This window comes from Aeromonas sp. FDAARGOS 1411 (assembly GCF_019047125.1).
Lineage (GTDB): Bacteria > Pseudomonadota > Gammaproteobacteria > Enterobacterales > Aeromonadaceae > Aeromonas > Aeromonas veronii.
In genome coordinates this window covers 3,369,205-3,395,004 of sequence record NZ_CP077214.1, presented here as the reverse complement: position 1 = coordinate 3,395,004, position 25,800 = coordinate 3,369,205, and the positions used below count along the sequence as shown (strand labels likewise).

At 56.9% G+C, this 25,800-nt stretch carries 28 protein-coding genes and 1 tRNA gene; 19 read left to right on the top strand and 10 right to left on the bottom strand.

The genetic code is table 11. The features are described 5' to 3' along the window. From dprA to I6L41_RS15295, 8 genes are all read left to right on the top strand, one after another. Complete coding sequence (gene dprA, locus I6L41_RS15330; protein ID WP_216959815.1) at positions 1 to 1,116, top strand: DNA-processing protein DprA; 1,116 nt, start codon at positions 1 to 3, stop codon at positions 1,114 to 1,116. Further along, positions 1,109 to 1,582, top strand: coding sequence for a DUF494 family protein (locus tag I6L41_RS15325; RefSeq protein WP_005339699.1), 474 nt, complete (start codon positions 1,109 to 1,111; stop codon positions 1,580 to 1,582). Before dprA ends, I6L41_RS15325 begins: the two co-directional genes overlap by 8 nt. Before the next feature lie 55 nt (positions 1,583 to 1,637). Next, positions 1,638 to 2,195 carry a type I DNA topoisomerase gene (locus I6L41_RS15320; RefSeq protein ID WP_005339702.1) on the top strand — a complete coding sequence of 186 codons (558 nt, stop codon included), beginning with the start codon at positions 1,638 to 1,640 and terminating at the stop codon, positions 2,193 to 2,195. Between the two features lie 74 nt (positions 2,196 to 2,269). After that, the gene (purE, locus tag I6L41_RS15315; RefSeq protein WP_005339704.1) at positions 2,270 to 2,773 is read left to right on the top strand and encodes a 5-(carboxyamino)imidazole ribonucleotide mutase; all 504 of its coding nucleotides are present in this window, start codon (positions 2,270 to 2,272) and stop codon (positions 2,771 to 2,773) included. Positions 2,774 to 2,908: 135 nt separating this feature from the next. Further along, positions 2,909 to 3,469 (top strand): Sua5/YciO/YrdC/YwlC family protein, encoded by a 561-nt coding sequence (locus I6L41_RS15310; RefSeq protein ID WP_076492632.1) that lies wholly within the window; start codon positions 2,909 to 2,911, stop codon positions 3,467 to 3,469. 112 nt (positions 3,470 to 3,581) lie between these two features. Further along, the gene (gene hemF / locus I6L41_RS15305; RefSeq protein WP_216959812.1) at positions 3,582 to 4,490 is read left to right on the top strand and encodes an oxygen-dependent coproporphyrinogen oxidase; all 909 of its coding nucleotides are present in this window, start codon (positions 3,582 to 3,584) and stop codon (positions 4,488 to 4,490) included. Between the two features lie 103 nt (positions 4,491 to 4,593). After that, positions 4,594 to 5,415: a shikimate dehydrogenase gene (gene aroE, locus I6L41_RS15300; RefSeq protein ID WP_216959809.1), complete on the top strand. Its 822-nt coding sequence runs from the start codon at positions 4,594 to 4,596 to the stop codon at positions 5,413 to 5,415. Further along, positions 5,412 to 5,672 (top strand): DUF1488 domain-containing protein, encoded by a 261-nt coding sequence (locus tag I6L41_RS15295; protein ID WP_019445781.1) that lies wholly within the window; start codon positions 5,412 to 5,414, stop codon positions 5,670 to 5,672. Before aroE ends, I6L41_RS15295 begins: the two co-directional genes overlap by 4 nt. Positions 5,673 to 6,448: 776 nt before the next feature. Here the strand turns inward: I6L41_RS15295 and yihA are convergent. Beyond that, entirely contained in the window at positions 6,449 to 7,105 is a 657-nt protein-coding gene (gene yihA, locus I6L41_RS15290; protein WP_026034975.1) for a ribosome biogenesis GTP-binding protein YihA/YsxC, read from the bottom strand. Positions 7,106 to 7,247: 142 nt separating this feature from the next. Here yihA and I6L41_RS15285 point away from each other — a divergent pair, with 142 nt between their 5' ends. The 4 genes from I6L41_RS15285 to hemN all read left to right on the top strand — a co-directional run bounded on the left by I6L41_RS15285 (position 7,248) and on the right by hemN (position 11,131). Beyond that, a complete protein-coding gene (locus I6L41_RS15285; protein WP_005339710.1) occupies positions 7,248 to 7,865 on the top strand; it encodes a cytochrome c in 618 nt (205 codons plus the stop codon). 836 nt (positions 7,866 to 8,701) lie between these two features. Further along, the gene (gene yihI, locus I6L41_RS15280; protein WP_216959806.1) at positions 8,702 to 9,274 is read left to right on the top strand and encodes a Der GTPase-activating protein YihI; all 573 of its coding nucleotides are present in this window, start codon (positions 8,702 to 8,704) and stop codon (positions 9,272 to 9,274) included. 11 nt (positions 9,275 to 9,285) lie between these two features. After that, entirely contained in the window at positions 9,286 to 9,726 is a 441-nt protein-coding gene (locus tag I6L41_RS15275) for a DUF2489 domain-containing protein (RefSeq protein ID WP_005339712.1), read from the top strand. 31 nt (positions 9,727 to 9,757) lie between these two features. Beyond that, a complete protein-coding gene (gene hemN / locus I6L41_RS15270; protein WP_216959803.1) occupies positions 9,758 to 11,131 on the top strand; it encodes an oxygen-independent coproporphyrinogen III oxidase in 1,374 nt (457 codons plus the stop codon). A gap of 737 nt (positions 11,132 to 11,868) precedes the next feature. Here the strand turns inward: hemN and I6L41_RS15265 are convergent. The 3 genes from I6L41_RS15265 to I6L41_RS15255 all read right to left on the bottom strand — a co-directional run bounded on the left by I6L41_RS15265 (position 11,869) and on the right by I6L41_RS15255 (position 13,160). Further along, on the bottom strand, positions 11,869 to 12,237 hold the full coding sequence (locus I6L41_RS15265) for a hypothetical protein (protein WP_005339715.1): 369 nt from the start codon (positions 12,235 to 12,237) through the stop codon (positions 11,869 to 11,871). A gap of 1 nt (position 12,238) precedes the next feature. Then, on the bottom strand, positions 12,239 to 12,886 hold the full coding sequence (locus I6L41_RS15260) for an AAA family ATPase (protein WP_005339716.1): 648 nt from the start codon (positions 12,884 to 12,886) through the stop codon (positions 12,239 to 12,241). A 97-nt stretch (positions 12,887 to 12,983) separates the two neighbouring features. Next, complete coding sequence (locus I6L41_RS15255) at positions 12,984 to 13,160, bottom strand: hypothetical protein (protein WP_005339717.1); 177 nt, start codon at positions 13,158 to 13,160, stop codon at positions 12,984 to 12,986. A 747-nt stretch (positions 13,161 to 13,907) separates the two neighbouring features. Here I6L41_RS15255 and arcA point away from each other — a divergent pair. From arcA to I6L41_RS15235, 4 genes are all read left to right on the top strand, one after another. Further along, a complete protein-coding gene (gene arcA / locus I6L41_RS15250; RefSeq protein WP_005339718.1) occupies positions 13,908 to 15,128 on the top strand; it encodes an arginine deiminase in 1,221 nt (406 codons plus the stop codon). A 62-nt stretch (positions 15,129 to 15,190) separates the two neighbouring features. After that, a complete protein-coding gene (arcC, locus tag I6L41_RS15245) occupies positions 15,191 to 16,117 on the top strand; it encodes a carbamate kinase (protein WP_005339719.1) in 927 nt (308 codons plus the stop codon). A 79-nt stretch (positions 16,118 to 16,196) separates the two neighbouring features. After that, the gene (gene argF / locus I6L41_RS15240) at positions 16,197 to 17,201 is read left to right on the top strand and encodes an ornithine carbamoyltransferase (RefSeq protein WP_005339721.1); all 1,005 of its coding nucleotides are present in this window, start codon (positions 16,197 to 16,199) and stop codon (positions 17,199 to 17,201) included. 123 nt (positions 17,202 to 17,324) lie between these two features. Then, complete coding sequence (locus I6L41_RS15235; protein WP_005339725.1) at positions 17,325 to 18,731, top strand: YfcC family protein; 1,407 nt, start codon at positions 17,325 to 17,327, stop codon at positions 18,729 to 18,731. 132 nt (positions 18,732 to 18,863) lie between these two features. On the opposite strand, the gene I6L41_RS15230 is transcribed toward I6L41_RS15235, so the two are convergent. The 5 genes from I6L41_RS15230 to I6L41_RS15210 form a co-directional block, all read right to left on the bottom strand. Then, entirely contained in the window at positions 18,864 to 19,355 is a 492-nt protein-coding gene (locus tag I6L41_RS15230) for an arginine repressor (protein WP_005339728.1), read from the bottom strand. A 200-nt stretch (positions 19,356 to 19,555) separates the two neighbouring features. Further along, the gene (pyrI, locus tag I6L41_RS15225) at positions 19,556 to 20,020 is read right to left on the bottom strand and encodes an aspartate carbamoyltransferase regulatory subunit (RefSeq protein ID WP_005339730.1); all 465 of its coding nucleotides are present in this window, start codon (positions 20,018 to 20,020) and stop codon (positions 19,556 to 19,558) included. A 15-nt stretch (positions 20,021 to 20,035) separates the two neighbouring features. Next, positions 20,036 to 20,956: an aspartate carbamoyltransferase gene (gene pyrB, locus I6L41_RS15220; protein ID WP_005339735.1), complete on the bottom strand. Its 921-nt coding sequence runs from the start codon at positions 20,954 to 20,956 to the stop codon at positions 20,036 to 20,038. Further along, a complete protein-coding gene (locus I6L41_RS15215; RefSeq protein ID WP_013724188.1) occupies positions 20,937 to 21,131 on the bottom strand; it encodes a hypothetical protein in 195 nt (64 codons plus the stop codon). Before I6L41_RS15215 ends, pyrB begins: the two co-directional genes overlap by 20 nt. Before the next feature lie 99 nt (positions 21,132 to 21,230). Further along, the gene (locus I6L41_RS15210) at positions 21,231 to 21,773 is read right to left on the bottom strand and encodes a hypothetical protein (protein WP_139432034.1); all 543 of its coding nucleotides are present in this window, start codon (positions 21,771 to 21,773) and stop codon (positions 21,231 to 21,233) included. Positions 21,774 to 21,974: 201 nt separating this feature from the next. Here I6L41_RS15210 and I6L41_RS15205 point away from each other — a divergent pair. After that, a tRNA-Trp gene (locus tag I6L41_RS15205) sits at positions 21,975 to 22,051 on the top strand. 144 nt (positions 22,052 to 22,195) lie between these two features. Here I6L41_RS15205 and I6L41_RS15200 read toward each other — a convergent pair. Continuing rightward, complete coding sequence (locus I6L41_RS15200; protein WP_216959800.1) at positions 22,196 to 23,068, bottom strand: LysR family transcriptional regulator; 873 nt, start codon at positions 23,066 to 23,068, stop codon at positions 22,196 to 22,198. Between the two features lie 100 nt (positions 23,069 to 23,168). Here I6L41_RS15200 and I6L41_RS15195 point away from each other — a divergent pair, with 100 nt between their 5' ends. Together I6L41_RS15195 and I6L41_RS15190 are read left to right on the top strand one after the other, a co-directional pair. Next, entirely contained in the window at positions 23,169 to 23,666 is a 498-nt protein-coding gene (locus tag I6L41_RS15195; RefSeq protein WP_108613759.1) for a lactoylglutathione lyase family protein, read from the top strand. A gap of 207 nt (positions 23,667 to 23,873) precedes the next feature. Next, complete coding sequence (locus I6L41_RS15190) at positions 23,874 to 25,766, top strand: methyl-accepting chemotaxis protein (RefSeq protein WP_216959797.1); 1,893 nt, start codon at positions 23,874 to 23,876, stop codon at positions 25,764 to 25,766. Positions 25,767 to 25,800: the final 34 nt, after the last annotated feature.

Below are 25,800 nucleotides of genomic sequence, written 5' to 3'. Positions count from 1 at the left end.
GTGAACTACCCCGACGCGCGTCTGGCGCTCTGGCTAACTCTCGATGCGGTCACCGGTATTGGTCCGGTGACCGCTGCACGTCTGTTGGAACGGGCTGGGGGAAGTATTGAAGCCCTGTTTCAGAGCGATGAAGCGCAGCTGCATGGTATGGGGTTGTCATCAGAGCAGATCAAACAACTGCGCTGGCCCTCGCCGGTGGTTGAGCAGAGCCTGGCTTGGGCCGCTTTGCCTGACAATCTCCTTATTCCGCAAGATCACCCGATTTATCCACCCTTGTTGCGGGAAATTCCCGCGGCCCCCCTGTTGCTCTACTGTCGTGGCGATCTTGCTGCGCTGTCGCTACCCCAGCTGGCAATGGTGGGGACACGCCATCCTACCTATGCAGGTAAAGATAATGCATCCCGTCTCTGTAGCGAGCTGGTTGGATGCGGGTTAGCCATCACCTCGGGCCTTGCGCTCGGTATTGATGGTGTCTGCCATCAGCAGGCGCTGGCTGGTGGCGGTATCACCCTTGCCGTGTTGGGTTCCGGGCTGGATTGCCTCTACCCCAAACGCCATCAGGGGCTGGCAGGCCAGATTCTGGAGAGCGGTGGTTTGCTTATCTCCGAGCTGGCGCCGGATAAAGGGCCGCTGGCTGAACATTTTCCTCGTCGCAACCGTATTATCAGTGGTCTGTCGCTGGGAACTCTGGTGGTGGAGGCGACAGAGCAGAGCGGTTCGCTGATTACAGCTCGCTATGCGCTTGAACAGGGGCGCGAAGTGTTTGCGGTACCCGGCGCCCCGCAAAATGCCCAGGCGATAGGGTGCAACAGATTAATTCAGCAGGGGGCCAAACTTGTGCTGAGTGCGGCCGATATAGTGGAAGAGCTGCCAGAGTGGGTCGCACGGCCACATCCGTCGGTCACACCATCTGAGCAACCGCATAATAGCGAATTGCCTTATGCCGATTTGTTGGATAACGTAGATTATGAGACCACGAGCGTGGATACCGTTGCCGAGCGGGCCCAGCTTCCTGTCGAAGTGGTATTGGGCAGGTTGGTAGAGCTGGAGCTGGCCGGTGCAGTGATGGCGGTAGCCGGTGGATACGTCAGAGCGAGGAGGGCGAATCATGTTTGATGTATTGATGTACCTTTTCGAGACCTACATCCACAGCGATGCAGATGTGATGGTCGAGCAGGATGAGCTCACCGACGAGTTGAGCCGGGCCGGTTTCGATAAAGAAGAGATCGACAAGGCGCTCGACTGGCTGGAGCGACTGGCCAATCTGCACGATAGCGAGCGGGAGGTCTATGTTACCGCCAGCGCGCAAGGCTCGATGCGTATCTATGCTCCGCAAGAGCTGGCACGCCTCAGCACCGAGTGCCGCGGCTTCCTGCTCTTTCTGGAACAGGCCCAGGTGCTGAATGCCGAAACCCGCGAGATCTGTATCGAGCGCCTGCTCGAGCTGGACAAGCCGGATATCGAGCTGGATGACCTGAAGTGGGTCGTCATGATGGTGCTGTTCAACGTACCGGGCAGTGAAAATGCCTACCAGCAGATGGAAGAGCTGGTGTTTGATGAGTCAGACGGCGTCATTCACTGACAGTCCGGTGCCGCGCTGGTAGAATTCAGGCCATCTGGATTTCAAGGCGCGGCCCATGTCAAAAATCGATCATCACCTCTTTTCAGCCCACGAACATGCCTTCGAGCGCGAGCCGTGCCCGCAGTGCGGGGCCGAGCTGGTGATCCGCCAGGGCAAACATGGCCCCTTTCTCGGCTGTTCTGCCTATCCTGCCTGTGATTACATTCGCTCCCTGACGCCATCCGGCCGCGACATCGAAAAGGTGCTCGAAGGCTCTGCCTGTCCCGATTGCGGAGAGCCGCTGGCGATCAAGAAGGGGCGTTACGGTCTGTTTGTCGGTTGTACCCAGTATCCGGCCTGTCAGCACATCGAATCCCTGCAGGAGAGCGATGATACCCAGATCCTCTGCCCCGAGTGCGGCAAGGGTCATCTGGTGAGCCGTACCTCCCGCTACGGCAAGCAGTTTTACTCCTGTGATGGCTATCCCCATTGCAAATATGTGGTGAACGACAAACCGATCCCCATGCCTTGCCCCGCGTGTGGTTGGGGCATCATGGTGGAAAAAAAAGTGAGGGGAACTCTGCGTTGGGTCTGTCCGCAAAAGAAATGCGGCCACCAAAGTGAGCAGGTATAATCCCGCCGCCGCAACCGGATTGAAACGTTTTCGGTGAACTTCAACCCCCCACTTGGAGTAAGGAAATTCCCACCATGAATAAACCCTTTGTTGCCGTATTGATGGGCTCTGATTCTGATTTCCCCGTGATGCAAACCACCCTCGAGGTGCTCAAGTCATTTGATATCGCAGTGGAAGTTAAAGTCACCTCCGCGCACCGCACGCCGGCTGCGACCCATCAGTATGTGACCGATGCCGAGGCCCGTGGCTGCAAGGTCTTTATCTGTGCTGCCGGTCTGGCGGCGCATCTGGCGGGTGCCGTAGCCGGCATCACGACTCGTCCCGTGATCGGGGTACCCATCGATGGTGGCCCGCTCAAGGGGCTGGATGCGCTGCTCTCCACCGTGCAGATGCCGGGTGGTGTACCGGTGGCGACCGTGGCGATCGGCAAAGCCGGTGCCAAGAACGCAGGTTATCTGGCAGCCCAGATGCTGGCAGTAGCCGATGATGAACTGGCGGCCAAGGTTCGGGCCGAACGCCAGAAGAATGCCGAAGAGGTGATGGCCAAGGATGCCGCCCTGCAGGCTCAACTCAAGTAAGTGAATAGGTGGCGATCCGGATGTGTCGTATTTTTCCTGTGCAACAGCAACACGTTACTTTGCCATGGTCGCCGCCATACGGATTCAACTTGCTACTAAGTGACGAGGCGGCAGCGTGGCTGCCGCATTTTTCCTATGCCAAATGAATTTGAACAGGCAGTTGCCGCCCTCCAGCAGGAAGGGGTGATTGCTTATGCGACCGAGGCCGTGTTTGGTCTGGGATGTGATCCCGACTCCGAAGTGGCAGTGCAGCGACTGCTGGCCATCAAGCAGCGTCCGGTAGAGAAGGGGTTGATCCTGATTGCTGCCGACATGGCACAGCTGCAGGATTACATCGATCTGAGTCAGCTTAGCGGTGAGCAACTGGCTCGGGTTGAAGCCAGCTGGCCCGGTCCTTTTACCTGGATCATGCCTGCCCGTGCAACGACGCCGGCCTGGCTGACCGGGCAGTTCGAGACCCTCGCGGTACGCGTGACGGCTCATCCTCAGGTGCAGGCCTTGTGCCGTGCCTTTGGCAAGCCGCTGGTCTCGACCAGCGCCAACCTGACCGGTGAGGAGCCTGCCCGTCGGGTGGCCGATATTGGTGAGCGGCTGGCAAGCAAGCTAGCCTATATCCTGCCCGGTGAAGTGGGTGGTCAAGCTAACCCCTCCGAGATCAAGGACGCCCGAACCGGCGCCATTATTCGCCCCTCCTGAGCAGGCGGATACGTCATGATTTGCCATCAATTCGCTGGGTGGTGAGCTCACTGGATTGATTCAACTATAAAAATGGACAGGGCGTTCACGATCCTGCCTGACTGGAGACAAGATGAGCAAACCGGATGTGGCCCAGGTCAAGGCCTTCCTGTTGCAGTTGCAGGACGAGATCTGCCGTGGTCTGGAGCAGGCCGATGGCAGTGGACACTTTGTGGAAGATGCCTGGAGCCGTGAAGGCGGTGGCGGTGGTCGCACTCGCGTGCTGCGCCACGGCGCGGTGATCGAGCAGGGGGGCGTCAATTTCTCCCATGTCTATGGCGATGCCATGCCTGCCTCTGCTACAGCCCATCGGCCCGAGTTGGCCGGTCGCAAGTTCGAGGCGATGGGCGTGTCGCTGGTGATCCATCCGCACAACCCCTATGTGCCGACCAGCCACGCCAACGTCCGTTTCTTCATCGCCGAGAAAGAGGGTGAAGAGCCTATTTGGTGGTTTGGCGGTGGCTTCGATTTGACGCCCTTCTACCCGTTTGCCGAGGATGTCCAGCATTGGCATCAGGTCTCCCGTGATCTCTGCCAGCCCTTTGGTGATGAGATCTACCCCGAGTTCAAATCCTGGTGCGATCGCTACTTCTTCCTCAAGCACCGCAACGAGACGCGAGGGGTGGGTGGTCTCTTCTTCGACGATCTGAATCGCTGGACCTTTGCCGACTGCTTTGCCTTTATGCAGGCGGTAGGTCGGGGATATCTCGATGCTTACCTGCCGATCATTGAACGACGCAAGGTTCTACCCTATGGCGAGCGGGAGCGGGAGTTCCAGCTCTATCGTCGCGGCCGTTATGTGGAGTTCAATCTGGTGTATGACCGTGGCACCCTGTTCGGGCTGCAGACCGGCGGACGTACCGAGTCGATCCTGATGTCTATGCCACCGCTGGCACGTTGGGAGTATGACTGGCAGCCGGAGGCGGGCACTCCTGAAGCCTTGCTCTACACCGATTACCTCACGCCGCGAGAGTGGCTGTGACCCGAGGGACCATGAGGGTCCCTTTTTACTGGCCGTTATTCGGCTTGTTCCCGAGAGTGAAAACCCGTTAAATCGGAATATTGCCCTCTGATGGAACTCTTTGATGGATCGTTATCTGGTTTTTGGCCACCCGGTGCGCCACAGCAAGTCCCCCTTCATTCACACCCTGTTTGCCAGACAAACCCAGCAAGAGCTGGAGTATGGGCTGGCTGAACCCGCCGTCGACGAGTTTGCCCAAGCCCTGCGTACCTTCTTTGACCAAGGGGGCAAGGGATGCAATGTCACCGTTCCCTTTAAGGAGCAGGCATTCACTCTGGTCGATTGCTTGAGCCCGAGGGCCAAGCGGGCGGGCGCGGTCAATACCATCAAGCTGACCGATGATGGTGTGTTGCTGGGGGATAATACCGACGGCGCCGGTCTGGTCGCCGATCTCAAGTCCCATGGTGTGACGCTGGCGGATAGCCGGATCCTGCTGCTGGGTGCCGGTGGCGCTGCTCGCGGTGCATTGGCGCCGCTGCTGGCTGAGTTGCCGAGCGAGCTGGTGATCGCCAACCGCACCCACGCAAAAGCGCAACAGTTGGCTGCCGAATTCTGCGATCTGGGGCCTGTGACTGCCCAGACCTATGAGCAGTTGGCAGGGTCATTCGATCTCGTCATCAACTCTACCTCCGCCAGCCTGCAAGGGGAGCTGCCGCCGTTGGCCCCCGCCCTGATCCACACTGATATTGCCATCTACGACATGATGTATGGCGCCTCGGATACGGCGTTTATCAGTTGGGCCAAGCAGCATGGGGCCCGTCAAACCATGGATGGACTCGGCATGCTGGTGGAACAGGCCGCCGAAGCGTTTACCGTGTGGCGCGGAATTCGTCCCGGGACTAAACAGGTATTGAGAGAGTTGAAGCGTAACTTGGGGGTGATATGAACCAGGGTATTCTGTTTCCCGACCTGATGGAGTGGCAGGCTGACGAACAGCGGGTGCGTTTTCCTGCCCAGCAGATGGGGGCACTGATAGATTGTTACATCAGCCAGCGGCGACTGGAGAGAATGACAGGTCTGGCGCTGACGAGAGAGGATGACATCGTCAGAGCCTTCGAAAGTGTACGTTTTGATATTGAAGACATGGCTGAAAAACTCATTGAAGAACAAGAGTTTGCTGAGGATGGCGCTATCTATCTCTGATTTTTTGAAGTTTTTTTGTTTTGTAGCGGAACTGCTTTGAAATGGCGCTGACTAACTAGATAGTTGAGGAAGTGCTAGCTAGTCACCTTTATAACTCCCCGGTATTCGTACTGGGGATTTTTTTATCTGGATGAAAGTAAAAGGTTTTTTCTCAATCTGTAAGTTGTGAAACTAAATTACATAAATTACTTTCACTTTCTGCTGCTTTGCTGTACAGTTGTCTGCGTAGGGTACAGAGGTAAGATGTTCTATCTTTCAGACCTTTTATTTCACGTAATTGAATGTGGCTGAATAGCTGCCCCGATGAGGTTCTCGTCGGGGTGTTTTTTTATGCGCATCTTTTAGAGTAAATGCTTTAAATTGGCGATGCATTTGATAGAATGAGGCAGCTTCTTGAGGAATACCTGTCGTCTGGTACTCAAGATTCAGCTTCTTCCCAATTTTTTGAACTTATTATTTCAGGCTGGATGGCATCACTGTCGTCCGGCCTCATTTTTATCCCTTTCGGTTAGAGCTTGTAATTAAATTTCATTTTTGTCTCTTTTTGTAATTCTTGTTCGTTTTGAAAGAACGAATTTGAAAACGCTATCAACGCCTACTTAAGTTAATTGTTTTTGTGAATTAACTGCCTATCTATATGAACTTTAAGCAGTATTGGATATAGCAGGGGGGGCGAATGCGGGGTATTTGTCGTGAGGCAGGTGAAAGCGGCAATCTGAAACCCTTTCAATCAGCGGAGGAGTGCTCCGCCAATTGCAAGGAGAGCGAGGAGTAGATTACTCCTCGGCAGGTTGCTGTTCATCAGCGTCCAGCAGGTCGGTATCGTCACCACTGACGTACCATTCGGTCAGGGTTTGCGCCAGCTTCTCCACACCGATATTGGTGAGGGAGGAGAACGCTTCGACCTGGATCTGGGAACCGAGGTTGGCAACGGCCTGGCGCACCTTGATCACCTGGTTGTTGCGCGGGCCGGGGCTCAATTTGTCAGCCTTGGTCAGCAGCAGCATGACGGGCAACTGACGGTGCGAGCTCCACTCCAGCATGTTCATGTCGGTATCTTTGAGCGGGTGGCGGATGTCCATCAGGATCACCAAACCTTTCAATGACTCACGGCGCTGCAGATACTCTGCCAGTGACTTTTGCCACTTGAGCTTCATTTCCAGCGGAACTTGCGCATAACCATAACCCGGCAAGTCGACCAGACGCTTGCCCGGTTCCAGCTCAAACAGGTTGATCAGCTGGGTACGACCGGGTGTCTTACTGGTGCGCGCCAAGTTCTTGTGTTTGGTTAAGGTGTTCAATGCAGATGACTTACCGGCGTTGGAACGGCCGGCAAACGCGATCTCGACACCCCCATCATTTGGCAGGTGACGGATGTCGGGTGCGCTGGTCACAAAATGCACCTTATTGAAATTCAGAGTTTGTGTATCCAACGTAAATTCCCCATGGAGATAGAGGGTTATAGAGTTACTTTTTTGTAAAATGGTGTAAAATAGCGTCGCTTAAACGCGTTTATTTTAACATGCCTTCAGCGGCATGGGATCTGGAAGCCTAATAACGAAAAGTTGGAACGCCATGAAGAACCTAGTCATTACTCTTGCTCTGATGGTTGGCGTAACGGGGATGGCACAAGCCAAGGGCGATGCCGCTGCGGGACAGACCAAGGCTGCCGTTTGTGCGGCTTGTCATGGACCGGACGGAAACAGCCTGGTTGATATGTACCCCAAAATTGCTGGTCAGCACGCATCATATATCAAAAAGCAGTTAGTTGAACTGAAGGCTGCCGCTTCTGGTCAAATTGGCCGGGTTGCGCCAGTGATGGGGCCGATGGCGTTACCTTTGTCGGAACAGGACATGGATGACCTGGCGGCTTATTTCTCCAGCCTGAAGGTTACCCCTATCGCTGTCCCTGACGACGTGGTCGAAGCGGGCAAGGCACTCTATATGGGTGGTGACATGAGTCGCGGTCTGGCAGCTTGTACGGCTTGCCATGGTCCCCGTGGCTCTGGTGTCGAACAGGCGAAGTATCCAAACCTGTCCGGCCAGCATCCTGCCTATATCAAGGCTCAGCTCACCGCATTCCGTGCCGGGACGCGTGACAACGATCCGAACGGCATGATGCGGGACGTTGCCAAGAAACTGACTGATCAGGATATCGAAGCCCTCTCCAAATATGTGGCGGGTCTGCACTGATATAGTCGATACGGTCGATTTGAGTTGAAACGGGGAGCTTGGGCTCCCCGTTGTTTTTATGGCGTTCAGATAATTCTCGGTTTAATCCCCCCGTTCTGTAAGAGATCTCCCATTCTCAAGGCAGGCCAAGGCTCATAAAATTGCATAAAATATTAAATAATCATTATTTATCAACAAATTATATGAATATTGATATCTTTCGACATGTTGAGAATGTTTTGAGTGGATTGAGCCGCTTTATAGAGTTGGTACAGTAGGCTTAATGGATTCACCCACGGATTGGGTGGCGGTTTCACGACAGGGTGTTGTGAGCAGAGGATGGCTGGCGTGGCGGGATGCCATGGGCTCGGATGAGCTGGCAAAGGATTGAAGGATCAGGATGGTGACCATCTCCGGAGCGGGATGGGGTTGCGGGATGCAGACTCCCCGGCACGATGGCAGGATGCGGTCGAGACGGGTCAAACAGGCACACGCACATTCAGGAACGACCAATATAAGGTCAGGATGACCACACAACGATATGATGCGGCGACAAGTTGTCACGGAGAGGACGAAACAGATTGTTTTGCCATTCAGGATGGCGCACGCATGAACATATCAAGGCAGCTTCGGCTGCCTTTTTTCTTTTGGGTCATTAACCCGATTAGCCATTCTGTGTCAAAATAGCAGCAACATGCCCAGAGGATACCGATCCTGCGGTGTTCAGTGGCCTGATTGGGCCGGATTGGTGCGGGATCCTGCTCTTGTTCCAGCTTTATTGTTCCTCGCATCGTATCCCACCGGGTGAGATCATCCCGGGTACGGGTCAAACCAGTTATTTTCGGAGTTAGCCATTCATGTCTGCCAAACAACCCACTCGCAAGCCTACTGGCAAGCGCAAAGAATCTGATGTCAGTGCTCAGGAAGGCCGTGAGCGTAAACGGGCTGCCAAGCGCAAGGGCTTGAAGGCTGGTTCTCGTCAGCAAGTTGAACAGCCGAAGAACAAGTCTGGCAACAGCCAGTCCAAAGATCCGCGTATCGGTTCCCGCAAGCCGGTAGTTCTGGTGGTGGATGACAAACAGAAGAAGCCGGCAGCACCCAAGGCGGTGAGAGAGAAGAAGCTGGTGATGACGCCCGAGCAGGAGCTGGCTTCCATCGAAAACGATGACCGCTTGAATGATCTGCTGGATCGTCTGGATGCCGGTGAAACTCTGGAAGCGGCCGAGCAGGCCTGGGTTGATCAGCGCGTCGACCGTTATCAGGAGCTGATGGATGAGCTGGGCATCATCGACAACGACGATGATGATGGCGATGATGGCGATGACGCCGAGTTCGACGAGCAGAAACCGGCCTCCGAAGAGGAGTTGTGGGACCGTTTCAACCAGGTCGATTTCAAGCCGGAACCCAAGCCTGAGCCGAAGAAAAAGTGATGAGTGGATGGATGCTGGCCGCCCTGTTGGGCGGCCTGATTTTGTCAGGGTTGGCCATCTATGCAGGCATGCTGCTGGCCAGGCTGAGACGACAGCAAGCGATGCAGTGGCAGGCGATTACCGCTCGCAATGAACGAATTCTGGAGAGCGTGCGGGTCATTGCCCATGCGGTGCAGGAGGGGCAGTGCGATTACTCCGAAGGCGCCATTCGGCTGACCAATCTGCTGGATGCGTTGCAGATCAAGGGGGGGCGAGCGTTCGTTGCCGAGTTCCCGGGTCTGTACGGGCTGTATGAGAAGGTGAAAGATATGCCGACTCATGAAGCAAGACGTGCCCTCAAGCGCAATGAAGTGATGAAGATGGATCTCGAACGCAGCGGCTACGAGGCCGAGCTGGAGGCTCAGATCCTCAAGGATGTGGCCCAGCTGAAGGATTTTCAGTTAGGTCGGTGAGCCAACAATAACAACAAGAGAGGAAGCGAGCGTGCAAGCAGAACAGATTGTGTGGGATCAGGCCCTGATCGAAAAATATAACTACAGTGGCCCGCGATATACCTCTTATCCCACTGCGCTGGAGTTCAACGAGAGCTTCGGCTATCGGGATTTTGTCCGCGCTGCCGGCCAGTATCCCGAGCGCAATCTGTCGCTCTATGTGCATATCCCTTTCTGTCACAAGCTCTGCTACTACTGCGGCTGCAACAAGGTCATTACCCGTCATCAGCACAAGGCTGACGAGTATCTCGACTACCTGGAGCAGGAGATCAAGGCGCAAGCCCCGCTCTTCAAGCATCGTCTGGTCACCCAACTGCACTGGGGTGGTGGAACACCCACCTATCTGGATGAAGCACAAACGCGCCGTCTGATGGCCATGCTGCGTGAGCACTTCCATTTCGCCGAAGAGGGGGAGTTCAGCATCGAGGTCGATCCGCGCGAGATTGCCATTACCATGCTGGATGTGCTGCGAGATGTCGGCTTCAACCGCATCAGCCTCGGGGTGCAGGACTTCAACAAGGATGTGCAGGTTGCGGTCAACCGCGAGCAGGACAACGACTTTATTAAAGCCATGCTGGAACGGGCCCGTGAACTTGGCTTCCGCTCGACCAACCTCGACCTTATCTATGGCCTGCCGCATCAGGATCGTGCCAGCTTCCACCATACGCTGGAAGAGGTGCTCAAGACGGATCCGGCGCGCCTCTCCATCTTCAACTATGCCCATCTGCCGAGTCGCTTTGCCGCCCAGCGCAAGTTGAAAGAGGTTGATATGCCTGAGCCGCAGGAGAAGCTGGCCATGCTGCAGGACACCATTGCCTTCCTCACTGGCCAGGGTTATCAGTTCATCGGCATGGACCATTTTGCCAAACCCGATGACGAGCTGGCAGTGGCGCAGCGCGAGGGCAAGCTGCACCGCAACTTCCAGGGCTATACCACTCAAGGTGATTGCGATCTGCTGGGGCTGGGGGTCTCCTCCATCAGCATGATCGGTGATGCCTACTCCCAGAACCAGAAAGAGCTCAAGACCTATTACGTACAGGTTGCAGAGCTGGGTCATGCCCAGTGGAAAGGCTGCTCGCTCAATCAGGATGACCTGATCCGCCGTGAGGTGATCAAGCGGCTTATCTGTGATTTCCGTCTGAACTTTGCGTCTGTCGAGCAGGCGCACGGTCTCAATTTCAGAGAGTATTTTGCCGACGATCTCAAGCTGCTGCAGACCTTCATCAACGATGGATTGGTGCGTATGACGGAGGATGGTCTGGAGGTCTCCTCCACGGGGCAGCTGCTGATCCGCAATATCTGCATGTGTTTCGACGTGTACTTGCGCAACAAGGCGCGCCAGCAACAGTTCTCTCGCGTGATATAAGCTTGTTTGCCGATTAGAAAACAGAAAAGGGCGCCATCGTGGCGCCCTTTTCATATGTATTTTTGCTTAAGCAGCGGGTCGGAAAGGTTCTGGTAAGAAGTCTCTGCACTGAGGCAAGCAATTGAGAGCCAAGCAAGGGGACGGTGAAATGCAGATAAAAAGATGGGGGCGACTTGCGTCGCCCCCGGTAGTCGTATCGCTCAGATCCTTGAACGAAGTTGCTCCCTGCAATCCCTGACTGTTTACCTCTTCCTTTAGGTTTCCCCTTCCCAATCCTTTGGGGTGTCCTTTAGCCATCTTGGCCTGACGAGTCATCCTGTCCCGTCGCACTTTCTCCGTCCTGGGAGGTGTCCTTTACCACATCCTGTGGTGAGTCCATTTGCCCAACCCTGGCAGCCAGTCTTCCTGACCGACTTCATTGCGTCCGTGCATGAGTAACTATAAGGATTTTCTAACCGGCTACAACGCCAGATTGGAAAACGTTTTTGTCATTGGCTATTTCGAAAGTGGTGAGTTTCGATTTATTCATTTATAAACAGCTATTTAAGTTGCTCATCTTCATGTTTTAAGATCTTATCTTCCGATTATCTCGGGGATCTTTTCGGCTGTTGGCTTACATGTGGAATGGCAGATCTCTTACATGGCGTTTTGGTTGCTTCAGAAACAGATTTTGCAGTCTGATGATGGTCATTCGGGGTGAGTTGGTGAGGCACACAAAGAGCGGTTGAATGGAGAAATTATGAGCGCTGGTTGAGCCGCTCATAGATGGTCTGGCGCTCTTCCGGGGTGAGCGAAGAGAAGTAGTGGGTAAAAAGGCGCAGCAACAGGGACTTGTTCATGCCGTCTTGCTGGGTCAGGTTACCCAGCTCGTCGATGGCCACCGTGCTCATGGAGAAGGTGGCTTTTTTGTAGCTGGGCTTCAGGTGCTCACCACTCTCGATAAAGGCCAGCGCCGACAAGGCTTCATCACGATGCAGGCCCAGTTCAAGGCTGACCACCTTGGGTTTGCCCTTGGCGTAGAACTCCGCATCTTCGATAAATTCGTCGACGGTGAACTTCTTCTGGTGATGCAGCTGGTGTTTTTTCTTCAGATCGGCCAGACCCATCTCACACCCCCACTTGCAGGAACTCTTTGGCGATGGCCCGGATCTCTTCGGCGGATTTGCCATCCGGCTCGATCTCCATCACCGACAGTCCCTTCTCTTCGCTGTCGTCATAGACGTTGCGGCCATAGGTGATGGCGTTCAGGACGTCGACACCGAACGAGGAGCAAACCTCTTTCGCTTCCAGAATGCGTTTTACCTGATTGGGCAGGGCGGGGCACTGGGTCAGCACTACGGCTGCATTGAGGGTCGGGTTGACCATCTTGCAGGTGGTGATGAGATCTTCCATGTGGGGCAGGGTCTTGAGGTCGCGGCGTTTCGGACGCAAGGGGATCAGGGCGTGGGTGGCGACAGCCATAGTGGAGCGCAGTGCCCGGTTGTCTTGCCCGCCGCAATCGACGATGACGTAGTCGTAGCGGTTTTTCAGGCTGAGCAGGTCGTTGCGAATATTGCCATAGAGCTGTACGCAGTTGATTTGTGGCAGCTCCGGGTTGTCGTTGCGCTCCTGAATCCAGTCAGAGGTGGTTCGCTGCGGGTCGCAGTCGACCAGTAACACCTCCCCCTGAAATTGGGATCTGAGGTAGACCGCCAGATTTTGTGCCAAGCAGCTCTTGCCACTCCCCCCCTTCTCTCCACCGACCAACAAGATCATGACGTTCCCCTATCCATGAGAAAACCGCTGATTTCAGTATAGGAGGGGCCAGTCTCATCACAAGGCGAGAGGAGTGATGCTCCTCTCGTTGTTTCGACTAGTAATGAACGCTGCCTCCCTGCCAGCGGCAGACATAGTCAGGCACCAGCATCTGGGGGGCCTTGTCGACATGGCATACCACCATGGGCATGGCAGGGGCTCCTTCAGCCTGACTGAGGGTGGGGAGCGCAGAGAGCAGCAAAGTCGCGAGCAACAGCATGGGTTTCATTTTCATAACAACTCCTTGGTAGTGCCATTCCTGTGTGATCTGGATCACTTTCTGAGTTAAGTCGAGGTTGGCGCCAGTGCAAGGTGAGACGAATAAATTCAATTAATGAAAAAAGTATCAAAAGGCGTTGTGGTGACCGACGAGGATAGCTGCCCACCTTGATGCGGACTTTGTGCATATTAAGTTGAACCGCACAAAGAGGTGGTGACTGATGAGGCCGAGCCTGATGGGGTTGGCATCAATGCCATGATCTGGAACAAGAAAAGATTTATGCAGTGAATGTGGTCGATGTGAGTATTTATTTCTCCCGCGTTCCTCCCGTCACGGCGATGTATTCAATACATAGGGAGTAATATTCAGATTCTATTTGTAAAGTTATTTATAATAATGATTTTTAACAGTTTTTGTTATTTGCATTTAATCACCACAGTGAACTGGCATGAATAAAAAATGAATCAATCTGAAATATAGTAGGGTGGTTTTGCATGGTTATTCGGTGCGATTTGTGTGGAAAATGCGCAATTTGCTACCGGGGTCATAGATTGGATGGTGAATATATTCAGTTCTGAGTGAATGTGATCAATGTCTAAGTTTGTCGTGATTCGCAGGGCTAACCTCGGTCTCGAAAGGCAAGGGCAGGATAGAACATAAGCCGATTACCCTACATAAAGAATATCCCGCCTTAGCCACGAGCATGAATAGAAGGAATCTATTCAATCACTCGCAGGGACCACTGCTAGACGGAATATAATCATGAGCAAATTTTATGTAGGTTCTGAAGTTGGCCAATTGCGCCGTGTCATGTTGCACCGCCCCAACCTCAGTCTGAAGCGTCTGACTCCTTCCAACTGCCAGGATCTGCTGTTCGATGACGTCCTGTCTGTTGAACGCGCTGGTCAGGAGCACGACAAATTCGCTCAGGTACTGCGCGATCAGAATGTCGAAGTTTTCCTGCTGACCAATCTGCTGGCGGAAACCCTGGATGTGCCGGAAGCCAAAACCTGGCTGTTGCAACATCAGGTCTCCGACTACCGCCTCGGCTCTTCTTTTGCCAACGACGTGCGCTGCTTCCTGGCTGACATGCCGCACCGCGAACTGGCCCGCATTCTCTCCGGCGGCCTCACTTACTCCGAGATGCCCTACAGCGGCGTCAACATGGTAGTGGGCATGCACGCTCCGACCGATTTCATCATCGAGCCGCTGCCCAACCACCTCTTTACCCGCGACACCTCCTGCTGGGTTTACGGTGGCGTCTCCATCAACCCGATGGCCAAGCCGGCTCGTCGCCGCGAGACCAACCATGTGAAGGCCATCTACCGCTGGCACCCGATGTTTGCCGGTCAGGACTTCATCAAGTACTTCGGTGACGAGGAGCGTGACTACGACAACTCCACCATCGAGGGTGGCGACGTACTGGTTATCGGCCGCGGCGCTGTGCTGATCGGCATGTCCGAGCGCACTACCCCGCAAGGTGTCGAGCATCTGGCTCGCAGCCTGTTCAAACACGGTCAGGCCAAACAGGTCATCGCCATGGAGCTGCCGAAACACCGCAGCTGCATGCACCTGGATACCGTCATGACCCACATGGACATCGACACCTTCTCCGTCTATCCGGAAGTGATCCGCAAGGATGTGCAGTGCTGGAGCCTGACTCCGGGCGGCGCCACCGGCATGAACATCAAGGAAGAGGGTTACTTCGTCACCGCTATCGAGAAAGCACTGGGCGTGGATCAGCTGAAGATCATCACCACTGGCGGTGACAGCTTCGAAGCCGAACGCGAGCAGTGGAACGACGCCAACAACGTGCTGACCGTACGTCCCGGCGTGGTGGTGGGTTACGAGCGCAATACCTACACCAATGAGAAATATGACAAAGCCGGTATCACAGTTCTCTCCATCCCGGGTGATGAACTGGGCCGTGGCCGCGGCGGCGCCCGCTGCATGAGCTGCCCGATGGAACGCGACAGCATCTGATGAGACGGCGTGGCGCCGGCAGAAGCTGGCGCCACACAGAACCAAACTCGAGATTAACCACTATGAAAAAACCAACTGTCGTCGTCGCTCTGGGTGGCAATGCACTGCTCCGTCGTGGTGAGCCACTGGAAGCGGATATCCAGCGCAAGAACATTGCAACTGCCGCCAAGACCATCGCCCTGATCGCTCAGGAGTACAACGTGGTGCTGGTGCATGGCAACGGCCCGCAAGTCGGCCTGCTGGCCCTGCAGAACAGCGCCTACACCAAGGTATCCCCCTATCCGCTGGATGTGCTGGGTGCCGAGTCCCAAGGCATGATCGGTTACATGCTGATCCAGGAGCTGAAAAACCTGATGCCGAGCCGCAACGTCACCGCGCTGCTGACCCAGGTGCAGGTTGATCCCAAGGATCCGGCGTTTGCCAATCCGACCAAATTTATCGGCCCCGTCTACGAAGAGGCTGAAGCCCGCACCCTGGCAGAAGAGAAGCACTGGGTGGTCAAGGCTGACGGCAAGTTCTTCCGCCGCGTAGTACCGTCCCCGCTGCCTCAGCGCATCGTTGAAGGCGATGCCATCGAAACCCTGATTGCCCAGGGCCACCTCATCATCTGTACCGGTGGTGGTGGTATCCCGGTGACCTGGGATGGCCAGAGCCTGACCGGTATCGAAGCCGTCATCGACAAGGACATGTCTGCCGCCTATCTGGCCAAGCAGATCAAGGCCGACGCCCTGCTGATCCTGACCGATGCCGATGCCGTCTATCTGGATTGGGGCAAGCCGACCCAGCGTCCGCTGCGAGTCACCAGCCCGGACGAGCTGGCCGGGGTCAAGTTCGATGCAGGTTCCATGGGGCCGAAAGTCGAAGCCTCTTGTGAATTTGTCAAAGCGACCGGCGGCATGGTCGGCATCGGCTCGCTGGAAGATGGCCTCGCCATCCTCAAGGGGGAAGCCGGCACCAATATCGTCGCCACCCGCACCGTACATGCGTAATTACCGACATCTGTACTGAGAATGCGTAGTCAACACAACTGCCCGAACTGGTCTGAAACATATATAGAGAGAACTCATCATGGCTTTTAATCTGCGTAACCGTAACTTCCTGAAACTGCTGGACTTCACCCCGCGCGAAATCCAATACATGATTGACCTGGCCATCGACCTGAAAAAAGCCAAATACGGTGGCTACGAGCGCAAGCATCTGGTCGGCAAGAACATCGCCCTGATTTTCGAGAAGACCTCCACCCGTACCCGTTGTGCGTTTGAAGTGGCGGCCTTCGACCAGGGCGCACAAGTCTCCTACCTTGGCCCAAGCGGCTCCCAAATCGGTCACAAGGAGTCCATGAAGGACACCGCCCGTGTACTGGGTCGCATGTATGACGGTATCGAATACCGCGGCTACGGTCAGGAGATCGTGGAAGAGCTGGGCGCCTACGCTGGAGTCCCGGTCTGGAACGGCCTGACCAACGAATTCCACCCGACCCAGATCCTGGCTGACTTCATGACCATGCTGGAGCACGGCAAGGGCAAGCGTCTGGATCAAATCAAGTTCGCCTACCTGGGTGATGCCCGCAACAACATGGGTAACTCCCTGATGGTCGGCGCCGCCAAAATGGGCATGGACATCCGTCTGGTCGCACCGAAAGCCTTCTGGCCGGAAGAGGAGCTGGTTGCCAAGTGCCGCCTGATCGCCGAAGAGACCGGCGCACGCATCACCCTGACCGAAGATGTGAAAGAGGGTGTGCTGGGTGCTGACTTCCTCTACACCGACGTCTGGGTATCCATGGGTGAAGCGAAAGAAGCCTGGGATCAGCGCGTCAAACTGATGACCCCGTATCAGGTCAACATGGATGTCATCAACGCCACCAAGAACCCGGATGTGAAGTTCATGCACTGCCTGCCGGCGTTCCACAACGACGAGACCACCATGGGCAAGGAAGTGGCTGACAAATATGGCATGAAAGGCCTGGAAGTGACCGAGGACGTGTTCGAATCCGAGCACAGCATCGTGTTCGACGAGGCCGAAAACCGGATGCACACCATCAAGGCAGTGATGGTTGCTACGCTGGGCGACTAAGGTCGCAGTAGTGGTGCCGGGGGGCGACCCCCGGCTTTTCGACCATGTGACAGCGGCATAATACCTCTAACCCTACAACCCGCAGCCTGCATGGATACCACACCCACAGAAGGAAGCTGGACCATGACCAAATTCAAGTTCCCGTCAGCCTACACGATACTGTTTGTGCTGATCGCCCTGGTGGCCGCCCTGAGCTGGATAGTGCCGGCCGGCAAATATGAGATGACCATGAACGAAGCCCTCGGCAAAGAAGTGCCGGTGGCGGGTACCTACAAACTGGTGGAGGGGAATCCCCAGGGGATAGTCGATGTGCTGCTGGCACCTATCGATGGCCTCTACAACCACGACACCTATGAGGCAGGCGCCATCGACGTCTCCCTCTTTATACTGATCATCGGTGGTTTTCTTGGCATTGTGACCAAGACAGGTGCCATCGATGCCGGTATCGAACGTGTGACCGACCGTCTGCGTGGCCGTGAAGAGTGGATGATCCCGATCCTGATGGCGCTGTTCGCCGCAGGCGGCACCATCTACGGCATGGCCGAAGAGTCGCTGCCGTTCTACACCCTGCTGGTGCCGGTTATGATGGCCGCCCGCTTCGACCCTGTGGTCGCCGCGGCAACCGTATTGCTGGGTGCCGGTATCGGTACTCTGGGTTCCACCATCAACCCCTTTGCGACCGTTATCGCCGCCAACGCCGCCGGTATCTCCTTCACCGACGGTATCTGGCTGCGCGTTGCCATGCTGGTCGCCGGTTGGCTGCTCTGTGTTGCCTACGTCATGCGTTACGCCAAGATGGTGCGCAGCGATCCGAGTAAATCTCTGGTGGCTGACAAGTGGGAAGAGAACCGTGCCCACTTCCTTGGCAACAAGAGCGACCAGATGCTGGAGTTCACCCTGACCCGTAAAATCGTGCTGGGTATCTTCGTCGCCGCCTTCGCCGTGATGATCTACGGTGTGGCCGTGCTGGGCTGGTGGATGGCACAGATCTCCGGTGTGTTCCTGGCTGCCGCCATCATCGTTGGTCTTATCTCCCGCATGAGCGAGGAGGAGCTGACCTCCAACTTTATCGACGGTGCTCGCGACCTGCTGGGTGTAGCGCTGATCATCGGTATCGCCCGCGGTATCGTGGTAGTGATGGATAACGGCATGATCACTCACACCATTTTGCACAGTGCAGAAGGGATCGTGACCGGCCTCTCCACCATCGTCTTTATCAACGTGATGTTCGTGCTGGAAGTGGTGCTCTCCTTCCTGGTGCCGTCCTCCTCCGGTCTGGCCGTACTGACCATGCCGATCATGGCGCCGCTGGCCGACTTCGCCAACGTGGGTCGCGATCTGGTGGTGACTGCTTACCAGTCTGCCTCCGGTCTGGTGAACCTGGTGACCCCGACCTCCGCCGTGGTCATGGGCGGTCTGGCGATTGCCAAGGTGCCTTATGTGCGCTGGCTGAAGTGGGTGGCTCCGCTGCTCGGTATCCTGACCGTGCTGATCGTGGTCTGCCTGAGCCTGGGCGCCGTGCTCTCCTGAGGGCTGACAAGCAAGATGAAACGGGAGCCTGCGGGCTCCCGTTTTTTATGGGCGCAAGAAGTGATGGACACAAAATAGCAGGCAACAAAAAGGCGACCCGCGGGTCGCCTCAGTGCATTTGGGGGAGAGAGCTTAGCGGGCCTGCGCCAGCGTGCGCACTACGGCGGCGTGGGCCTGACGGGTGCGGCTGATATGGCGCGGCGCGACCAGCACCACGTCATTGCCCGCGACGGCGCCCATGATCTCGGGATTGGCGTTGCGATCCAGCAGGCGAGCCACCACGGTGGCGGCCCCCGGAGTGGTGTGGATCAGCACCATCTGCTGGTTGTGTACCACTTCGCGCACCATGTCGTGGATCGAGCGGGTACTGCCGGCGGGTTCCAGCTGCTCATCGACCAGGGTGTAGACCTTCTTGCCGTTGGCATTCTGGGCCTTGGCGACGCCGAGGCGGCGCAACAGACGGGAGATGGTGGACTGGCTGATGTCGGCAAAGCCGCGCTCCGACAGCTCGCGGCGGATCTCTTCCTGGGTGCTGTAACAGTGCTGACCGATGATCTGGCGACAGGCATCCAGCTGGGCCAGATCGGGCTCTTGGGCAACGGGACGACTGAGGGTTTTGACCACGGCGAATTCCTTTGATGATGACCGGAGGTAAACGCGCGATATCTGCCATAGCAGTCAGTTATCAGGCAAAAACACTGATAATCCATCTATATGCAGGGAATGAGCGGGCATTACCATCTTGCGATGGCAAATTATAGCTGACTGGAAATTCGGTGATGTGACAGGGTTCAAAAATGGGCCCCGCAGGGCCCAATCAGATATCAGTAACGCTCGCTGACGATGTCCTGAGTGAAGGACTTCTCGCAATATTTGCACTTCATCCGTACCACGCCTTTCACTTCGCGTACCCGGAAGTAGCTGTCCACCGGCTCGTTGTGGGAGATGCAGTTGGAGTTGGGGCAGTGGAACACCCCGGCGATGAACTCCGGTAACTCCAGCTGGTGCTTCTTCACCACATTGAAGTCTTCGATGATGTTGACGGTCGCTTTCGGGGCGAACAGCGCCAGCTGGTTGGCCTGTTGTTCGGTCAGGCGGGTGTTCTCAATCTTGATGAGATCCTTCTTGCCCAGCGCGCCGGATTTCAGGTTGAAGCCGACGGTGATCCGCTCCTGGGTCTCCACCAGCTGGAACAGCTTGAGGATCTTGATGCCCTGGCCAGCGGGGATGTGATCGATGACGGAGCCGTGACGGATGGCTTCGACTTGCAGTTGGTTCTTGTCAGACATGATATTCCCCTAAGCTCAGACAGTTTCGTTCAGTACCAGTGCCAGCAGCGCCTGGCGTGCATAGACCCCGTTCTCCGCCTGCTGGAAGTAGCAAGCGTGGGGAGTCTTGTCGACCGCCACATCGATCTCGTCGACGCGGGGCAGGGGATGCAGGATCTTCATGGTGGGCTTGGCCCCTTCCAAGGTTGCCAGCTCCAGAATGAACTTGGCGGCCATGTGCTTGTATTCTGTCTCGTCGAAGCGCTCTTTCTGGACGCGGGTCATGTAGAGAATGTCCAGCTCCGGCATCACCTCTTCCATGGTCTGGTGGACGCTGAACTGGATGCCCTTCTCTTCCAGCTCTTCGCAGATGTAGTCCGGCATCGCCAGCGCTTCCGGGGAGATGAAGAAGAAGCGGCAGTTGAACAGGCTGAGGGCCTGGGCCAGCGAGTGCACGGTGCGGCCATATTTCAGGTCACCGACGAAGGCGACGTTGAGGTTGTCCAGACGGCCCTGGGTCTCATGGATGGTGAACAGGTCGAGCAGGGTCTGGCTCGGATGCTGGTTGGAGCCGTCGCCGCCGTTGATGACCGGCACGCGGGAGAATTCGGAGGCCAGACGGGCCGCGCCCTCTTTCGGGTGGCGCATCACCACCGCATCCGAGTAGGAGCCGATGATCTTGATGGAGTCAGCCAGCGTCTCACCCTTCTTGGCGCTGGTGTTGCCACCGTCGGCGAAGCCGATGATGTTGCCGCCAAGGCGCTGTACCGCGGTCTCGAACGAGAGGCGGGTGCGGGTGGAGGCTTCGAAGAAGCAGCTGGCAACCAGCTTGTCTTTCAACAGGCTGGTGTCAGGTTCAGCCTTCAACCGTTGTGCGGTTGAGACTACCAGTTCCATTTCTGACCGGGTCAGGTCCGAAATGGAGATGACATGTTTCTTATAGAGTGGATTGGTCATCGTCTGCATTCCCTTTGACATCATTGGAGGTTTTTCGGGCACAAAAAAAAGCCCCTGAAACAGGGGCTTTTTTTAAAAATAACTGGGGATCGTTGGGGTGGGAACCGGAAACAACGGGGCCGCTCTGGTGCGCACCACCCGTCTGCAAGGCTGTTTTCTGAATCAAAAACTGCATCGTTTCGTCCCGACCTTTTTCAAAACCGGACAGATTATAGGGCCGCTTTTTTAATTGTCAAAATTTTATTTCCGATGCCAATTTCAGCATGAAAAACGTTTAAGTGGCGGAAAAATGACGACAAATCCACACCTTGTGCGTCTCTTGCAGCGATTCCCCATCGCGGGCCATGGCGCGCAAATAACCGAGTCTGTGGTGTCCTTCCAGCAGGCAGTAGGGGCGGGGCAGGGGATGGCCGTTCGGGTAGCTGGCTCCCTCCTCCGGCGCCAGCACGATGACAGGTTCGGGCCAGGTGCCGTCGCTCAGCATCTTCTCGCCGAGCCAGGAGCGGCGCACATAGCGGTTGCTGCGCAGCATCTCCCCCCAGCGCTCGATCACCTCCATATGGCGGGAGTCCACCTGATCCACCAGTTGCGCGGTGGGCCAGCTTTCACAGGTGAACTGATGGCTGGCGAGATCGATAAAGCTCCAGTTGGACTCAAAACCGCGCCAATGGCGGTAAATCCACTGGGAAAGCACATTTTCAGGAATAAAGGGCACCAGCGGCGCGACACGTTCAAGATAGGCGGGCAGGGCCTCTGTCTTGCGTTCATCCCTGAAGTTGAGGGGCGCCAGTTGTTGGAGCAGTCGGTAATTGAGCATAAGTGGCCTCCCGGTACCTGATTTCACCCTACCCCCATTTATGTCCCATTCCTACCCCGGCAGGGCTGCAAATACAGCAAGTTATCCCGCTTTGCTGCACAAACAAGCGCGACTTGTTCGGGATTTGTGCAATTGCATCGAAAGCGTAAAAAAAGCCTTTACCTTTGATCTCCACTTTGTATACTACGCCTCGTTTGTTGCAGGGGCGTAGTTCCAATTGGTAGAACAGCGGTCTCCAAAACCGATGGTTGCGGGTTCGAGTCCTGCCGCCCCTGCCATTTTCAGAGAGGCCAGCTCATTGAGCTGGCTTTTCGCATTTCCGGCATTCGCCCATTTATCCACCTCTCCTTTCTCTTCTCCTTCTTGCCGCTAGCCCTCGGTGACTGTGGCCATATTGATCTCGATGTCTGCCGCAAGAGCGTTCAGTGTGCAGCAACCCGCTGTTTCAGGACGGTGACCAGCCGCTGGTGGCGGGCGGGGAGCGGCCACTCGGCGCGGTAGATCAGCCAGAGGGTGTCGATCACCTCAATACTGCTCCGGATCACCCGGATCTTCTCCTGTTGGGCAAAGGCGGTGACGGCGAAGCGGGGCAGCACGGTAAAGCCGAGGCCGCGGGCGACCGGCTCCAGGATCAGGCCGATCTGGTTGGTAAAGCCGCGCAGGGGGATCTCGTCAACGCGCTGGCCGGGGTAGCGTCGTCCCAACAGGCGCTGAGCCATGCTGCGGCCATCCGGATGGTCGATAAAGCCGAGCTGACAGAGGTGCTGCCAGCTCTGCTCCTCGCCATCGTTGGGCACCACCAGACAGAGGGGTTCGCGGGCGAAGGGCTCGGCGGCGATGCTGGGGTGCTCCGGCGGTTGATCCACCAGTCCCATATCGCTGCGCCCTGCCAGTACCGCCTGCACTATGTCGGGGGTGGGGGCAAAGCGGTGCTGGATGGTGAGTCCGGGGTGCTCCTGTTGCTGGTCGAGCAGCAGGGGATAGAGCAGCAGGCCGATGCTGCCGGGGGTGGTGAGGGTGATGGCGCCGCGGTGAGGGTCATCGTCAGAGAGGCGCGCTCGCAGCTGTTCGGCGGCCTGTGCCTGCTGGCGGGCGAAGTCGAGCAGCACCAGCCCGCGCGGAGTGAGCTCCAGCTGACGGGGCTTGCGCAGCAGCAGGGGGCCGAATTCGGCCTCGAGACGCGAGATATGCTGACTGACGGCGGCCTGGGTGAGATCCAGCCGCTCGGCGGCACGGGTAAAACTGCCGGTTTCATGCACCACCACCAGGGTGTGGAGCCAGAGTGGATTAACCATAAATTTAATTTATGACTTCCATTAGTTTGACCTTATTTTTCATTATGGCGCCTCTTCCTATCATGTCACCTGTTTCCCACACACAATTTCAAGGTGACGTATGACCTATCCGCGCAACTTCTCCCACATCGGCATCACGGTGACTGACCTCGACAAGGCAGTCGAGTTCTATACCAAGGTGATGGGCTGGTATCTCATCATGCCGGCGACCACCATCACCGAGGATGACTCCGCCATCGGCGTGATGTGCAACGACGTGTTTGGCCCGGGCTGGGGCTCCTTCCGCATCGCTCATCTCTCCACCGGCGACAAGATCGGTATCGAGCTGTTCGAGTTCCCCAACAGCGAGCGCCGTGAGAACAACTTCGAATTCTGGAAGACCGGGGTGTTCCACTTCAGCGTGCAGGATCCGGATGTCGAGGGGCTGGCGGCGCGCATCGTCGCGGCGGGCGGCAAGCAGCGGATGCCGGTGCGCGAGTACTACCCGGGTGAGAAGCCCTACCGTATGGTCTACATGGAAGATCCCTTCGGCAACATCATCGAGATCTACAGCCACAGCTATGAGCTGACCTACTCCGCCGGTGCATATCAGGGGTAAGTGACAGGCCGCCTTAGGGCGGCCTGCTGCTTTGTTGTTACAAGAGCCAGTAGCATGGAATAGCGATCTGGTTCACACGAATAGCGCGTTCTGTTGTTGATAGATGGGAAAATATACAGATTCACTAAAGTCTGTTCATATTGCGGCCGATAGCCTTTGATACATCAGGGTTTTCCCTGCCTGACACAACAACAAGGATTCGTCGTCATGACCCTCTCTCTGCGCGGCAAGCTGCTGGCCACCAGTCTTGGCGTAGTGCTGCTGATGGCATCACTGCTCGGTATCGTTGCCTTTCACACCCTAAAATCCCGCACCATGAGCGCCATCCAGAGCGAGGCGGTCAACTATGGCCACGCCTACTCGGTCGCCATCGGCGAATGGATGACGGATCGCAAGAACACCGTCCATGCGCTGGTCAACCTGATCAGCGATAACCCCCAAGCCGAGCTGGTGCCGCACCTGAAGCAGGCCTACACCTCCGGCGGCTTCGGGCTCACCTATTTTGGCTCCGCGCAGGGGGTGATGACCCGGCAGGACCCCTCCCTCAACACCGGCAACTATGACCCGCGCGAGCGCCCCTGGTATCAGGATGCGGTGAAGGCGGGGCAGCTGATCGTCACCGCCCCCTATGTCAGCGTCACCATGCAGAAGCTGGTGGTCACCCTCTCCGAGCCGGTACGCCATCAGGGCGAGCTGGTCGGTGCCGTGGGGGCCAACCTGGCGCTCGACAAGCTGATCGACGAAGTGCTGGCGATGAAGGTGCAGGGTGAGGGCTACGCCATGCTGCTCGACAGCAGCGGCCTCATCGTCGGCCATCCGCAGAAGGATCTGGCGCTCAAGCCCATCGCCGAGCTGGCGCCGGGACTCTCTGCCGCCACCTTCCAGCAGTGGGGCCGCGAAAACAGCGAGCTGCACGCCGCCACTCTCGACGGGCGGGATGTGCTGCTGGCGGTACAACCGGTACCGGGCACCGACTGGCTGCTGGCCATGGTGATGTATCGCGATGTGCTGGAGGCGCCGCTCAGCAGTCTGCTGTGGGAGCTGGTGGGGCTGACCCTGGTGCTGATGCTGGTGTTCAGCGCCCTGCTCACCGCCACCTTCAAATACCTGTTCGCCGATCTCGGTCGGGTCGCGCACGCCCTGCACGACATTGCCCACGGCGAGGGGGATCTCACCGTTCACATCAACACTCACAGCAAGGATGAGGTGGGTCAGCTGGCCCAGAACTTCAACCAGTTCGTGGCGCGGCTGCACGGTATCGTCAGCCGGTTGCGGGATGTGACCGTCGAGCTGGCGGCACAGTCCCGTGCCCAGGCGGCCGGGGCGCAGGCCCGCAGTCAAAGGGTGCGCCAGCAGCAGGATGAGATCGTGATGGTGGCGACCGCGGTGACCGAGATGGCTTCCGCTACCCACGAGATCGCTGGCAACGCCGAGTTTGCCGCCACTACCGCCACCGATGCGGTCGCACTGGCGGTCGCTGGTCAATCCCAGGTTGGCCAGAGTCAGCGCAGCATTACCGGTCTGGCGGACGAAGTGGCCGATGCCAGCCAGATCATCAACGAGCTCGACAGCCATGCCCAGAAGATCAGCGGCATACTGGCGACCATCAGCGGCATCGCCGAGCAGACCAATCTGCTGGCGCTCAACGCCGCCATCGAGGCGGCCCGGGCTGGTGAGCAGGGGCGCGGCTTTGCGGTAGTCGCGGACGAGGTGCGGGTGCTGTCGCGCCGCACCCACGACTCCACCGACGAGATCCAGCAGATGATCGAGACCCTGCAGCAGACCACCCGTCGCGCCGTGGGTGGCATGGAGACCAGCCGTCAGCTGGCGGGTACCAGCGTCGAGGATGCGGAAGCGGCCAACCAGAGCCTTGCCCGGATCAACGAGGCGATCGGCTCCATCAGCGACATGGCGACCCAGATCGCGGCGGCGGCCGAAGAGCAGACTTCGGTGACCGGCGAGATCAGCCGCAATACCGAGAATATCCGCCATGTCTCGCAAGAGCTGGCCGAGCAGGCGGGCAACGAAGCGGCGCAGGCGGCCGAACTCAAGTCGCTGACCGAGCGGCTGGAGCAGGAGATCGGCCGCTTCCGGCTCTGACATCCCGCCACTCCAGCAACAGAAAGGGCAGCCT